The organism is Pseudomonas sp. GNP013 (assembly GCF_054343995.1).
On sequence record NZ_JBTGUT010000001.1, the window covers coordinates 963,215 to 976,738 of the forward strand.

At 61.2% G+C, this 13,524-nt stretch carries 13 protein-coding genes; 11 read left to right on the forward strand and 2 right to left on the reverse strand.

Annotated elements, in window-relative coordinates:
- Positions 1 to 10: 10 nt before the first annotated feature.
- A complete protein-coding gene (rne, locus tag ACXX81_RS04445) occupies positions 11 to 3,157 on the reverse strand; it encodes a ribonuclease E (protein ID WP_458571275.1) in 3,147 nt (1,048 codons plus the stop codon).
- 758 nt (positions 3,158 to 3,915) lie between these two features.
- Between rne and rluC the strand changes: the two genes are divergently transcribed.
- From rluC to ACXX81_RS04460, 3 genes are read left to right on the forward strand one after another with little or no spacing between them, the layout of a single operon-like run.
- Positions 3,916 to 4,875: a 23S rRNA pseudouridine(955/2504/2580) synthase RluC gene (gene rluC, locus ACXX81_RS04450; RefSeq protein WP_003233485.1), complete on the forward strand. Its 960-nt coding sequence runs from the start codon at positions 3,916 to 3,918 to the stop codon at positions 4,873 to 4,875.
- Positions 4,862 to 5,524 (forward strand): HAD-IA family hydrolase, encoded by a 663-nt coding sequence (locus ACXX81_RS04455; RefSeq protein WP_322214286.1) that lies wholly within the window; start codon positions 4,862 to 4,864, stop codon positions 5,522 to 5,524. Before rluC ends, ACXX81_RS04455 begins: the two co-directional genes overlap by 14 nt.
- A gap of 21 nt (positions 5,525 to 5,545) precedes the next feature.
- The gene (locus tag ACXX81_RS04460; RefSeq protein ID WP_209983953.1) at positions 5,546 to 6,529 is read left to right on the forward strand and encodes a S49 family peptidase; all 984 of its coding nucleotides are present in this window, start codon (positions 5,546 to 5,548) and stop codon (positions 6,527 to 6,529) included.
- Between the two features lie 132 nt (positions 6,530 to 6,661).
- Here the strand turns inward: ACXX81_RS04460 and ACXX81_RS04465 are convergent, their stop codons facing one another.
- Positions 6,662 to 7,240 carry a Maf family protein gene (locus ACXX81_RS04465; RefSeq protein WP_458571276.1) on the reverse strand — a complete coding sequence of 193 codons (579 nt, stop codon included), beginning with the start codon at positions 7,238 to 7,240 and terminating at the stop codon, positions 6,662 to 6,664.
- Between the two features lie 105 nt (positions 7,241 to 7,345).
- On the opposite strand from ACXX81_RS04465, the gene ACXX81_RS04470 reads away from it, so the two are divergent.
- The 8 genes from ACXX81_RS04470 (at position 7,346) to pabC (ending at position 13,524) form a co-directional block, all read left to right on the forward strand.
- Positions 7,346 to 7,876: a YceD family protein gene (locus ACXX81_RS04470; protein ID WP_003233480.1), complete on the forward strand. Its 531-nt coding sequence runs from the start codon at positions 7,346 to 7,348 to the stop codon at positions 7,874 to 7,876.
- 13 nt (positions 7,877 to 7,889) lie between these two features.
- Positions 7,890 to 8,072: a 50S ribosomal protein L32 gene (gene rpmF, locus ACXX81_RS04475; RefSeq protein ID WP_003179396.1), complete on the forward strand. Its 183-nt coding sequence runs from the start codon at positions 7,890 to 7,892 to the stop codon at positions 8,070 to 8,072.
- 4 nt (positions 8,073 to 8,076) lie between these two features.
- Positions 8,077 to 9,087 carry a phosphate acyltransferase PlsX gene (gene plsX / locus ACXX81_RS04480; protein ID WP_209983949.1) on the forward strand — a complete coding sequence of 337 codons (1,011 nt, stop codon included), beginning with the start codon at positions 8,077 to 8,079 and terminating at the stop codon, positions 9,085 to 9,087.
- Positions 9,088 to 9,214: 127 nt separating this feature from the next.
- Positions 9,215 to 10,153 (forward strand): ACP S-malonyltransferase, encoded by a 939-nt coding sequence (gene fabD, locus ACXX81_RS04485; protein ID WP_322214284.1) that lies wholly within the window; start codon positions 9,215 to 9,217, stop codon positions 10,151 to 10,153.
- Positions 10,154 to 10,181: 28 nt separating this feature from the next.
- Complete coding sequence (gene fabG / locus ACXX81_RS04490) at positions 10,182 to 10,925, forward strand: 3-oxoacyl-ACP reductase FabG (RefSeq protein WP_209983944.1); 744 nt, start codon at positions 10,182 to 10,184, stop codon at positions 10,923 to 10,925.
- 191 nt (positions 10,926 to 11,116) lie between these two features.
- Complete coding sequence (gene acpP, locus ACXX81_RS04495; RefSeq protein ID WP_003175607.1) at positions 11,117 to 11,353, forward strand: acyl carrier protein; 237 nt, start codon at positions 11,117 to 11,119, stop codon at positions 11,351 to 11,353.
- 111 nt (positions 11,354 to 11,464) lie between these two features.
- A complete protein-coding gene (gene fabF / locus ACXX81_RS04500; RefSeq protein ID WP_057010090.1) occupies positions 11,465 to 12,709 on the forward strand; it encodes a beta-ketoacyl-ACP synthase II in 1,245 nt (414 codons plus the stop codon).
- Positions 12,709 to 13,524 (forward strand): aminodeoxychorismate lyase, encoded by an 816-nt coding sequence (gene pabC, locus ACXX81_RS04505; protein ID WP_458571277.1) that lies wholly within the window; start codon positions 12,709 to 12,711, stop codon positions 13,522 to 13,524. The genes fabF and pabC overlap by 1 nt, the downstream gene beginning before the upstream one ends.

Below are 13,524 nucleotides of genomic sequence, written 5' to 3' on the forward strand. Positions count from 1 at the left end.
GCTGATGGAATCAGGCGAGAGGTTTAGGCTCGTGCTCTTCTTCCTGGGCCTTTGAAGCCTGGGCAGCGGCGGCTGCCTCGGCTTCCTTGCGGCGGCGACGCACTTCACGTGGGTCGTTCGGCGCACGGCCGTTTTCAGTCAGGGCGCTGGCAGGTGCGGCTTCAACCACAGGGGCCGCCACTTCAGCTGCCACCGGCGCTTCAACTACTGGCGCGGGCTCGACGACCGGAGTCGGCTCAACCACCGGGGCAGGCTCGACGACGGTGACCTCGGCAACCGCGGCTGGCGCTTCTTCCACCACAGGGGCAGGTGCCTCAACCGCAGCGGCCGGTTCGGCAGTCCACTGGAAGGCGGTCTGTTCTTCACGAACTTCACGAACTTCACGCATTGCCGGGGCGGCTTCTTCGACAACTGGTGTTTCGACAGCCGGCGCCTCAACAGCTGCTTCAACCACGGGCTGAGGTTCGACCACTGGCGCAGGCTCTACGGCAACCACTTCGGTTTGCGGCTGGGCGTCACGCTCCAGTGCAACTTCCACTTCCGGAACCTCGGGGGTTTCGATCGGGGTAGTCGCCTCGACGACTGGCGCTTCAACCACTGCGGTTTCGGCGACAGGCGCTTCTGCAGCAGGGGTTTCTTCGACAGCAGCGGTGGCGCGTTCAGCCTGCTCGTGAGCCTGGGCTTCAGCCGGGGCACTGATGACCGAGCTGGCAACGGCAGCGGTAACGGCCAGGCCGGCGGCCAGTTCGTTGCCTGTTACTTCGGTGCCTGTCGCTTCGTTATTGGAGCCTTCAGCGTTTTCGCCGGTCTCTTCCGAGCCTTCGATCACATTGCCGTTGGCATCACGCTGACGCTCACGGCGGTTGCTGCGACGACGCTGACCACGGGAGCGGCGGCGTGGACGATCGCCTTCGGCGTTGTCCTGGCCATCTTCCTGCAGTTGCTCTTCGCCGGTCAGCACTTCTTCTTCGCTGCTGTCTTGAGCTTGCTCGGCACGTGGCTGACGCTCTTCACGCGGCTGGCGCGGTTGGCGCTCTTCACGTGGCGCGCGTTCTTCACGCGGCTGGCGAGCCGGGCGTTCTTCGGTGCTGGCGGCAGCGACGGCCGCAACGGCTGGCGAAGCGTCCAGTGGCTCGCGCAGTTCACGCACACGCTCTTCACGCTCGCCGCGCGGCTTGCGATCTTCGCGCGGTGCACGTGCGGTACGAGGGGCGCGCTCTTCGCGTGGTGCGCGCTCTTCACGGGCTACGGTCGGGGTGTCCTCGCGGGCTTCGCGGGGGGCACGCTCTTCACGCGGTGCACGTTCTTCGCGAGGCTTGCGCTCTTCGTCGCGACGACCATTGCGGTTACGGCTCTGCTGGCGGCCGTTACGGCGTTCTTCATTGCGCGCAGGGCGCTCGGCAGCAGGCTTTTCAGCCACAACCGGCGCAGCCGGCTCTTCCTTGGTGGCGAACAGGCTGACCAGCGACTTCACCAGGCCCTTGAACAGGCTAGGCTCAGGCAGGGCGGCCGGTGCGGCAACCGGTGCGGCGGCTTCAACCGGAACCGGCGCATTGGCACGTGCCGGCGCGGTCTTGACGGCGGCTTCCTGGCGAACCAGGGTGCGGGTCGCGGCGGCTGGCTGGACTTCTTCCACTTCGGCAGCGGCCGCGGCGATTTCGTAGCTGGATTGGCCGCTGTGGGCTTCCGGGCTGTCATCACGCAGGCGTTGCACTTCGAAGTGCGGCGTCTCGAGGTGATCGTTCGGCAGGATGACGATGCGGGCACGGGTACGCAGTTCGATCTTGGTGATCGAGTTGCGTTTTTCGTTGAGCAGGAACGCGGCCACCGGGATCGGCACTTGTGCGCGGACTTCGGCGGTGCGGTCTTTCAGGGCTTCTTCTTCGATCAGGCGCAGGATCGCCAGGGACAGCGATTCGACGTCACGGATGATGCCGGTGCCGTTGCAGCGCGGGCAGACGATGCCGCTGCTTTCGCCCAGGGATGGACGCAGGCGCTGACGGGACATCTCCAGCAGGCCGAAGCGCGAGATGCGGCCCACTTGTACGCGGGCGCGGTCGGCTTCCAGGCACTCGCGGACTTTTTCTTCCACGGCGCGCTGGTTCTTGGCCGGGGTCATGTCGATGAAGTCGATCACGATCAGGCCGCCGATGTCACGCAGGCGCAGCTGGCGGGCGATTTCTTCAGCCGCTTCCAGGTTGGTCTGCAGGGCGGTTTCTTCGATGTCGCTGCCTTTGGTGGCGCGCGCCGAGTTGATGTCGATGGACACCAGGGCTTCGGTCGGGTCGATCACGATGGAGCCGCCGGAAGGCAGTTCAACCACACGCTGGAAGGCGGTCTCGATCTGGCTTTCGATCTGGAAACGGTTGAACAGCGGCACGCTGTCTTCGTACAGCTTGATCTTGCTGGCGTACTGCGGCATTACCTGGCGGATGAAGGTCAGGGCTTCGTCCTGGGCTTCAACGCTGTCGATCAGCACTTCGCCGATGTCCTGGCGCAGGTAGTCGCGGATGGCGCGGATGATCACGTTGCTTTCCTGGTAGATCAGGAACGGCGCGGAGCGATCCAGCGAAGCTTCTTTGATGGCGGTCCACAGTTGCAGCAGGTAGTCGAGGTCCCACTGCATTTCTTCGCTGCTGCGGCCAAGGCCGGCAGTGCGCACGATCAGGCCCATGTCGGCCGGAGCGATGAGGCCGTTGAGCGCTTCACGCAGTTCGTTGCGTTCTTCGCCTTCGATGCGACGGGAGATGCCGCCGGCACGCGGGTTGTTCGGCATCAGCACGAGGTAACGGCCGGCCAGGGAGATGAAGGTGGTCAGGGCGGCGCCCTTGTTGCCACGTTCTTCTTTCTCGACCTGAACGATAACTTCCTGGCCTTCGCTCAGGACGTCCTTGATGTTCACGCGGCCTTCGGGGGCTTTCTTGAAGTATTCGCGGGAGATTTCTTTGAGGGGCAGGAAGCCGTGGCGCTCGGAGCCGAAATCGACAAAGGCAGCCTCAAGGCTGGGTTCGATGCGAGTAATACGGCCTTTATAGATGTTGGCCTTCTTTTGCTCGCGCGCACCGGATTCGATGTCCAGGTCGTAGAGGCGCTGGCCATCTACCAGTGCAACACGCAACTCTTCGGGTTGAGTTGCGTTAATCAGCATTCTTTTCATGTTGTACCGTCGGTTTCCGGGCTGCCGGAAACGGCGTTCGGCACACACGACTTCTCACGGTCGGTGTCAGGTGCGTCAAGAGTGGTTGGCCACTCCAGTGTCCAGCAATACCTGCCAATTGGGCGGGCATCGCGACGGACGCGTCCTGCTTGTTAGCGGTGGTGACAAAGGCACCACTTCAACAAAAGCTAAGGTCAGGAGGAGGAATCAACCGGCGACTGTGGACGAGATGAAGCGTCTAAATATAAGCCTAGTGCTACACGGTCCGACGGTTGTGCATCTCCACCCTACACGTATCCCTGATAATTCGGGTGCTGCCGCGCGCAGAATCCGCAGCGGGTTGGCATTTACCGTGGGCTCCAATGGGGAGTCCACGCTCATGGCTAAACAAGACTCAATGTGGGCGACTGCGCTCACATCCAGCTCTTAACAGGCGTTGTTTCCGAAGCATTCGCCGTGGTCCGGCACAAGACTGACTGCACTTTGTGAACTGGCCGTAAATATCGGCGCAAAACGCGAGTATTCACTCTGCTTTCTGCACTCGCTTCAGGCCTCATGTCACCTGCGCTTGTTACAATCCTGAGCCTTCCAGGGTGGCAAACGCCCCGTAGGACGGCCTCGCGTCCTGATGAATTGCGATGGTCAGGGCCGGCAGTTTGCCGCAAGTCCTCTGTCCAGGCCGCTTTTGGCGGCGTTCGCGACTATAGCAGCAATGATTAAGTGCTTCAATTCCATAAAAAATTGTTATCATCGCCGCCATGACGACTACCGCCCCCCCGACCCCCAGCGTCCAGCTGCTTGAGGTCTCGCCGGAATATGCCGGCCAACGCATCGACAATTTTCTCCTGGCCAGGCTCAAGGGCGTGCCCAAGACCTTGATCTACCGCATTTTGCGTAAAGGCGAAGTGCGCGTGAACAAGGGCCGGATCAAGCCCGAATACAAGCTGCAGGCCGGCGATATCGTGCGGGTGCCGCCGGTACGTGTGCCTGAGCGTGACGAGCCGGTGCCGTTGGCACAAGGCCTGCTGCAGCGCCTCGAAGCCTCCATCGTGTTCGAAGATAACAAACTGATCGTAATCAACAAGCCCTGCGGCATTGCGGTGCACGGCGGCAGCGGCCTGAATTACGGCGTGATCGAGGCCTTTCGTCAGTTGCGCCCGGACGCCAAGGAACTGGAGCTGGTGCATCGCCTGGACCGGGACACGTCCGGCCTGCTGATGATCGCCAAAAAGCGCAGCATGCTGCGCCACCTGCACACCGCCCTGCGTGGCGACGGCGTGGATAAACGCTACATGGCGCTGGTGCGTGGCAACTGGGCCAGCTCGATCAAGAGCGTGCGTGCACCGTTGCAGAAGAGCAACCTGCGCTCCGGCGAGCGCATGGTCGAAGTGGACGAGGAGGGCAAAGAAGCCCTGACCCTGTTCAAGGTGCTGCGGCGTTTCGGCGATTTTGCGACCATGGTCGAAGCCAAGCCGGTCACCGGACGTACTCATCAGATTCGCGTGCACACCCTGCATGCGGGCCACTGCATTGCCGGCGATACCAAGTATGGCGATGAGGGGTTCTCCAAGGAGATTCGCGATCTGGGTGGCAAGCGCCTGTTCCTGCACGCCTACATGCTCACGGTGCCGCTGCCCGATGGCGGTGAGTTGAAGTTGCAGGCGCCGGTCGACGAGATGTGGGCCAAGACCGTGGAGCGCCTGAGTGTCGCACCTTGACTACAAACTGCTGATTTTTGATTGGGACGGTACGCTGGCCAACTCCATTGGCCGGATCGTCGAGTCGATGCACATGGCGTCGACCCGCTCGGGCTTTGAGCTGTGTTCGGATTTTGCGATCAAGGGCATCATCGGTCTGGGCCTGCCTGAAGCGATCCGCGCTTTGTACCCCGAGATCGGCGACGCCGAGTTGATCGCGTTCCGCAACCATTACGCCGACCACTACATCGCGCTGGAAGCCGAGCCTTCGCCGCTGTTCGAGGGCGTGGTGCAGTCGCTGGATGCGTTTCGCGCCGAGGGTTATCACTTGGCGGTTGCCACCGGCAAGGCGCGTCGCGGCCTTGACCGCGTACTCAAGGCCCATGGCTGGGAAGATTACTTCGACATCACCCGCGCCGCCGACGAGACTGCCAGCAAGCCCCATCCGCTGATGCTGGAGCAGATACTCGCTCATTGTGGCGTGTCGCCGCGTCAGGCCTTGATGGTGGGCGATGCCTCCTTCGACCTGATCATGGCGCGCAACGCCGGCATGGACAGTGTGGCGGTCAGCTACGGCGCCCAATCCGCCCAGGCCCTGCAGCAATACGAGCCCAGGCTGACCATTGATCATTTTTCGCAATTGCAGGCCTGGCTTGGCCAGGCCCAATAAGTTTTTGCCGGGGTTAAGCGTATGAGTGACGAGTGGAAAGCGCCTGAAAAGGCCGAAAGCGGTGATGACAAAAGCTGGAAGCTGCTGGAGAAGACTCTCCTGGCCAGTGTCCAGGAGCAGCGGCGTGCGCGGCGTTGGGGGATTTTCTTCAAACTGCTGACCTTCACTTACCTGTTGCTGATGCTGGCACTGTTCAGCCCGCTGATGGACATGGAAAAAAGCGCCACCCGTGGCGCCCACTACACTGCCTTGATCGAAGTGCGCGGGGTGATTGCCGACAAGGAACCCGCCAGTGCCGACAATATTGTCGGCAGCCTGCGTGCAGCGTTTGAAGACAGCAAGGTCAAGGGCGTGATCCTGCGCATCAACAGCCCGGGCGGTAGCCCGGTGCAGTCGGGCTATGTCTACGACGAGATTCGCCGCCTGCGTGCCCTGCACCCGGAGACCAAGCTGTACGCGGTGATTTCCGATCTGGGTGCTTCAGGGGCCTACTATATTGCCAGCGCCGCCGACCAGATCTATGCCGACAAGGCCAGCCTGGTGGGCTCCATTGGTGTGACGGCGGCCGGTTACGGTTTTGTCGGCACCATGGAAAAGCTCGGTGTGGAGCGGCGCACCTACACGTCGGGTGAGCACAAGGCGTTCCTGGACCCGTTCCAGCCGCAGAAGGCCGATGAAACCCAGTTCTGGCAGAGCGTGCTGGACACCACCCATCGCCAGTTCATCGCCAGTGTGAAGCAGGGTCGTGGTGATCGGCTGAAGGACAAGGACCATCCAGAGCTGTTTTCCGGGCTGGTGTGGTCGGGCGAGCAAGCCCTGCCGTTGGGCTTGATCGACGGCCTGGGCAGTGCCAGTTCGGTGGCACGGGATGTGATCGGCGAGAAGGAGTTGGTTGACTTTACGGTAGAGGAATCGCCGTTTGACCGCTTCTCCAAGAAGCTCGGTGCCAGCGTGGCGGAGAAGCTGGCCTTGTACATGGGCTTCCAGGGGCCGGCGCTGCGCTGATCTCTCAAGGCCGATGTGATTCATAGGGGTGAGGGGGCTTACTCCCGATAGCGGTGCATCAGCCAGTTTATCTACAAGCTGGCCCGCCGCAATCGGGAGCAAGCCCCCTCCCACATTTGGTTGTGTGTGGCTTCAGGGGATTTGCACGCCTTCGGCCAGCAACATGTCCACCAGTCGAATCAGCGGCAGGCCCACCAGGCTCGTGGCGTCTGGCCCTTCGGTACTCTGGAACAAGCTCACACCCAGTCCTTCAGCCTTGAAGCTGCCCGCGCAATCATAAGGTTGCTCGGTATGCAGGTAGCGCTCGATACGTTCGGCATTCAATTCACGCATCTGCACGGTAAACGTCACGCAGTCCACCTGGCAGCGCCCGGTCTGGCTGTTCAGCAGTGCCAGCCCGGTCAGGAAATTCACACGCTTGCCGCTCGCCGCCAGTAACTGTTCGCGGGCGTTTTCGAAGGTGTGCGGCTTGCCGATAATCCGGCCTTCCAGCGCGGCAACCTGATCGGAGCCGATAATCAAGTGTCCGGGATGGCTGCCGGCCAGGGCGCGAGCCTTGCCTTCGGCCAGGCGCTTGACCAGTTCGACCGTAGACTCATTCTGGCGATGGCTTTCGTCGATATCCGGCGAGCTGCACGTGAACGGCAGGTGCAGGCGGCTGAGCAATTGCCGGCGGTAAATCGAGCTGGATGCGAGTAATAAAGGCAGCATGGGCGTCTCCTCAAGGCAGCGGCCGATTCTAGCGGCGTGACCGGCTGACGCACAGGGCTGAATTTCCTTTGACATGGCCGGGTGCATCCCTATAATGCTGCGCCTATGTTGAATGACCCGATTCCACCTCACGTTGACCCGCGCAAATTGGCTGATCGTGGCACTTCCCTTCAAGGTGAAGTACTGCTGGCCGATTTGGAGAGACTCTGCGACCCGCTTTCCGACACTGTCGGTACGGTCCAGGCTAAATTCGTTTTTGAACGAGATGAACGTAAAGCTGTGGTCATTCACAGCGTTATCGACACCGAAGTCAAAATGGTTTGCCAGCGTTGTCTTGAGCTGGTCACCCTGCCAATCCACAGCGAGTGCAGTTATGCCGTGGTGAAGGAGGGTGCGAATACCCAGTCGTTGCCGAAAGGTTATGACGTGCTGGAACTGGGCGAAGATCCTTTGGATCTGCATGCACTGATCGAGGAAGAGCTTCTGCTCGCCTTGCCCATTGTGCCTGCTCATCATCCGGAAGAATGCCAGCAGCCGGAGGGGCTCGATGACGAGCCCGAACCGAGCGAGGACGAGGTAACGCGGTCCAACCCGTTCAGTGTATTGGCGCAGTTAAAGCGTGACCCAAACGTTTAGGAGTTAATCAATTATGGCTGTTCAGCAGAACAAAAAATCCCGCTCCGCCCGTGACATGCGTCGTTCCCACGATGCTCTCGAGGCTAGCACCCTGTCTGTAGAAAAAACCACCGGTGAAGTTCACCTGCGTCACCACGTATCGCCAGAAGGCGTATACCGTGGCCGTAAAGTGATCGACAAGGGCGCTGACGAGTAATCACTTGTCTGCTCAAGTCATCGCGATTGACGCAATGGGCGGGGACTTCGGTCCCCGCAGCATTGTTCAGGCCTGCATTGCCAGCCTGTCTGCCACGCCCTCGCTGCACCTGACCCTCGTCGGTCAACTCTCCCTACTTGAAGAATTGATTGCCAGCCATCCGGCGGTGGATCGCGCGCGCCTGACGATTACGCCGGCCAGCGAAACCATCGGTATGGATGAAAAGCCATCGATGGCCCTGCGCGGCAAGCCCGATTCTTCCATGCGGGTGGCCCTTGAGTTGTTGCGCGATGGCAAGGTGCAGGCCTGTGTCAGCGCCGGCAACACGGGGGCGTTGATGGCATTGTCGCGGCATGTGCTGAAGACGCTGCCGGGGATTGATCGGCCGGCAATGGTGGCGGCAATCCCGACGCAGAAAGGCTATTGCCAACTGCTGGACCTGGGGGCCAACGTCGATTGCAGTGCCGAGCACCTGTTCCAGTTCGCGGTAATGGGCTCGGTGGCCGCCGAGGCGCTGGGCGTTTCCCGGCCGCGGGTAGCCCTGCTGAATATCGGCACCGAAGACATCAAGGGCAATCAGCAGGTCAAGCTTGCCGCTGGCTTGTTGCAAGGTGCGCGGGGCTTGAATTACATCGGCTTTGTCGAGGGCGACGGCTTGTACCGGGGCGAAGCCGATGTGGTGGTGTGCGACGGGTTTGTCGGCAATATACTGCTCAAGTCCAGCGAAGGCCTGGCGACCATGATTGCCGCGCGGATCGAAGCGTTGTTCAGGCAGAACCTGCTGTCGCGCATGGTCGGTGCGCTGGCGTTGCCCTTGATGCGTCGCTTGCAGGCTGACCTGGCACCGGCCCGGCATAACGGTGCAAGCTTTCTGGGTTTGCAGGGCATTGTGATCAAAAGCCACGGTTCAGCGGGTGTGCAGGGCTTTCAGAGTGCGATTGCGCGGGCCGTGATCGAGATCCAGGAAAACCTGCCGCAACGCCTGCACGGCCGTCTCGAGGACCTGTTGCCTTAGGCGAATCGACCCGGGAATGCTTAAATGTGACCGGCCAGTTCAATTGACCATCCAATCTGTCAGTTTCGTGCGCTCCCACCGTAGGGGTGAGCATTTTTCTACGACCAGATCATTAGGGGCTTGTTACATGTCTACATCCCTCGCATTCGTCTTTCCAGGGCAGGGTTCGCAGTCCCTCGGCATGTTGGCCGAGCTGGGCGCGCAATTCCCGCTGATCCTGGACACCTTCAAGGAAGCTTCCGACGCCCTGGGTTACGACCTCTGGGCACTGACCCAGCAAGGGCCGGAAGAGCAACTCAATCAAACCGATAAAACCCAGCCGGCCATCCTGACCGCCTCGATTGCCCTGTGGCGCGTGTGGCTGGCCGAAGGCGGCGCGCATCCGGCATTTGTCGCCGGTCACAGCCTCGGCGAATACAGCGCCCTGGTAGCGGCCGGCAGCCTGACCCTTGCTGAGGCGGTCAAGCTGGTCGAGCGTCGTGGCCAGTTGATGCAGGAAGCCGTCCCGGCCGGGCAGGGCGGCATGGCCGCTATCCTCGGTCTGGACGACGCGGTAGTGATTCAGGCCTGTGCTGAGGCGGCCCAGGGTGAGGTGGTGAGCGCGGTAAACTTCAACTCCCCTGGCCAGGTGGTCATCGCCGGCGCCAAGGCTGCGGTCGAGCGCGCCATGGAAGGCTGCAAGGCACTTGGCGCCAAGCGTGCCTTGCCGTTGCCGGTGAGCGTGCCGTCGCATTGCGAGCTGATGCGCCCGGCAGCCGAGCGGTTTGCCGAGTCCATCGCCGCCATCGACTGGCAGGCGCCGCAGATCCCGCTGGTGCAGAACGTCAGTGCGGCCGTTGCCGCCGATCTCGACACCCTCAAGCGTGACCTGCTGGAGCAGTTGTACAAGCCGGTCCGTTGGGTTGAATCGGTGCAGACCCTGGCCGCCAATGGCGCTACGCAGTTGGTCGAGTGCGGCCCGGGCAAAGTCCTGGCTGGCCTCAACAAGCGCTGCGCCGACGGCGTATCGACTGCCAACCTCAATACTCCGGATGCCTTTGCTGCCGCACTCGCGGCGCAGGCTTGACCCGATTTCGAACTTAGGAGAAGCCTGCATGAGTCTGCAAGGTAAAGTTGCACTGGTTACCGGCGCCAGCCGAGGCATTGGCCAGGCGATTGCCCTGGAACTGGGCCGTCAGGGTGCCGTTGTGATCGGTACCGCCACCTCCGCGCCGGGCGCCGAGCGCATTGCCGCGACCCTCAAGGAGCATGGCGTGCAGGGTACCGGTATGGAACTGAATGTGACCAGTGATGAGTCCGTCACGGCCGTACTGGCCGAGATCACGGCACAATTCGGCGCACCGGCTATTCTGGTCAACAATGCTGGCATCACCCGCGATAACCTGGTGATGCGCATGAAAGACGACGAGTGGTACGACGTGGTCGATACCAACCTGAACAGTCTGTTTCGCCTGTCCAAGGGCGTTTTGCGCGGCATGACCAAGGCGCGTTGGGGACGAATTATCAATATTGGCTCCGTAGTGGGTGCCATGGGCAACGCAGGCCAAGTAAACTATGCCTCCGCCAAGGCCGGCCTGGAAGGTTTCAGCCGTGCACTGGCGCGTGAAGTCGGCTCGCGTGCGATTACGGTCAACTCGGTGGCCCCTGGGTTCATCGACACCGATATGACCCGCGAACTGCCGCAAGCACAGCGTGACACCTTGCTTGCGCAGATTCCGCTGGGCCGTCTGGGCCAGGCTCAAGAGATCGCGAATGTGGTCACTTTTCTGGCATCCGACGGTGCGGCATACGTGACTGGGGCTACAATCCCAGTGAACGGCGGGATGTACATGAGTTAAATTGTGACGGATCGCTTCAAAAAAATGTCATACGAGCTGTCTAAAATCCGTTATAAAGCTGCAACTTAATTTATAGGCAGGTGGCCGACCGGGTACAGGGTGAAGCTTTCAGTTGAAAAGCTGAAATGGCTTTCTATACACTTACCCACTGGCCAGCTGCCTGAATTTGTCCATTAGGAGTTAAACAAGGTATGAGCACCATCGAAGAGCGCGTCAAGAAAATCGTTGCCGAGCAACTGGGCGTTAAGGAAGAAGAAGTGGTCAACACTGCCTCCTTCGTAGAAGACCTGGGTGCCGATTCCCTTGACACCGTTGAGCTGGTGATGGCTCTGGAAGAGGAATTCGAGACCGAAATCCCGGACGAAGAAGCTGAAAAAATCACTACTGTTCAAGCTGCTATCGACTACGTTACCAGCCACCAGGCGTAATAGTTTGTAGTCGTCGCTTGCTGTCAGGGAAAAACCGCACTGCTGTAACGGCGTGCGGTTTTTTCTTTAGCGCTGATGAAAAGTGTCGTCATCAAGAAAAAGGAGAGTGCTGTGTCGCGTAGACGCGTCGTAGTCACCGGTATGGGTATGTTGTCGCCACTGGGTACGGATGTGCCGAGCAGTTGGCAGGGCATTCTGGCTGGCCGCAGTGGTATCGGTCTGATCGAACATACGGACCTTTCTGCCTATTCCACCCGTTTTGGCGGCTCGGTAAAGGGCTTCAATGTCGAGGAATATCTCTCGATCAAAGAGTCCCGCAAGCTCGACCTGTTCATTCAATACGGCCTGGCCGCCGGTTTTCAGGCGGTGCGTAACGCAGGCCTGGAAGTCACCGACGCCAACCGTGAGCGTATCGGTGTGGCCATGGGCTCGGGTATTGGCGGTTTGACCAATATCGAAGAAACCAGCCGCATCCTGCACGATTCCGGCCCGCGTCGAATTTCACCGTTCTTCGTACCGGGCTCGATCATCAATATGATTTCCGGTTTCCTGTCCATCCACCTGGGTGCACAGGGCCCCAACTATGCCATTGCCACGGCGTGCACCACGGGCACCCATTGCATCGGCATGGCGGCGCGCAATATCGCCTACGACGAAGCTGACGTGATGATCGCCGGTGGCGCCGAGATGGCCGCCTGCGGGCTGGGTATGGGCGGCTTCGGTGCGTCCCGTGCGCTGTCGACCCGCAACGACGAGCCCACCCGTGCCAGTCGTCCGTGGGACAAGGGCCGCGATGGTTTCGTGCTGTCCGATGGCGCCGGTGCGTTGGTGCTCGAAGAACTGGAACATGCCAGGGCGCGTGGCGCCACCATCTACGCCGAGCTGATCGGCTTTGGCATGAGCGGCGACGCCTTCCACATGACCTCGCCACCGGCCGACGGTGCCGGTGCTGCGCGGTGCATCACCAATGCCCTGCGCGATGCCAAGGTCAATGCCGACCAGGTGCAGTACATCAATGCCCACGGCACCTCGACGCCGACCGGCGACCTGGCGGAAGCCGAAGCCATCAAATCGGTGTTCGGCGAGCACGCCTACAAGCTGGCGGTCAGCTCCACCAAGTCCATGACCGGCCACTTGCTGGGTGCGGCGGGTGCGGTCGAGGCGATCTTCAGCGTGATGGCCATCAAGGACCAGGTCGCTCCGCCGACCATCAACCTCGATGAGCCGGACGAAGGCTGCGACCTGAACTTCGTGCCCCACGAAGCCCAGCCGATGCCGATCGACGTGGCAATTTCCAACTCGTTCGGTTTTGGTGGCACCAACGGTTCCCTGGTGTTCCGCCGGTTCGCCGAGTGATGCACAGTTGGGTCGACGGTCAGCCAGCGGACAGCGTGCCCCTGAAAGATCGCGGCCTGGCCTACGGTGACGGCCTGTTCGAGACCCTTGCGGTCAAGAGCGGGCGGCCGGTGCTGCTTGAGCGTCACCTGCAGCGTCTCGAAGAAGGTTGCAGGCGCCTCGCCCTGGCGGCGGATCACGGGTTGATCCGCAGCGAAGTACAGGCCTTTGCCGCCGCCCTGGGTGACGGCGTGCTCAAACTGATCCTCACCCGCGGCGACAGCCTGCGCGGCTACGGCATCAACCCCGGCGCCCCGCTGCGTCGAATTCTGCAAGGCTCTGCGCCTGCGACCTATCCCTTGGCCCATGAGACGTTCGGCATCCGCCTGTTTCCCTGCGCCACCCGTTTGGCCGAGCAGCCGCTGCTGGCCGGCCTCAAACACCTTAACCGTCTCGAACAAGTGATCGCCCGCGCGGAATGGCAGGACGCCGAGCATGCCGAAGGCCTGATGCTGGATATGTCCGGTCGCGTCATCGAAGGCGTGTTCAGCAACCTGTTTTTGGTGTGCGACGGCATGTTGCTGACCGCTGATCTGAATCGTTGCGGAGTGGCCGGGGTGATGCGCGCCGAGATCCTGGCCCAGGCACAGGCGCGGGGCATCCCGGTGGCCGTGGCTGACATCCGCCTGGAGCACCTGCAGCAGGCCGATGAAGTCTTCGTCTGCAACAGCGTTTATGGCATTTGGCCGGTGCGCGGCTGTGCTGCGATGAGCTGGTCGGTTGGGCCGCTCACCCGTAAACTGCAAGGCATCGTTCGCGCGCTATTGGATATTTGA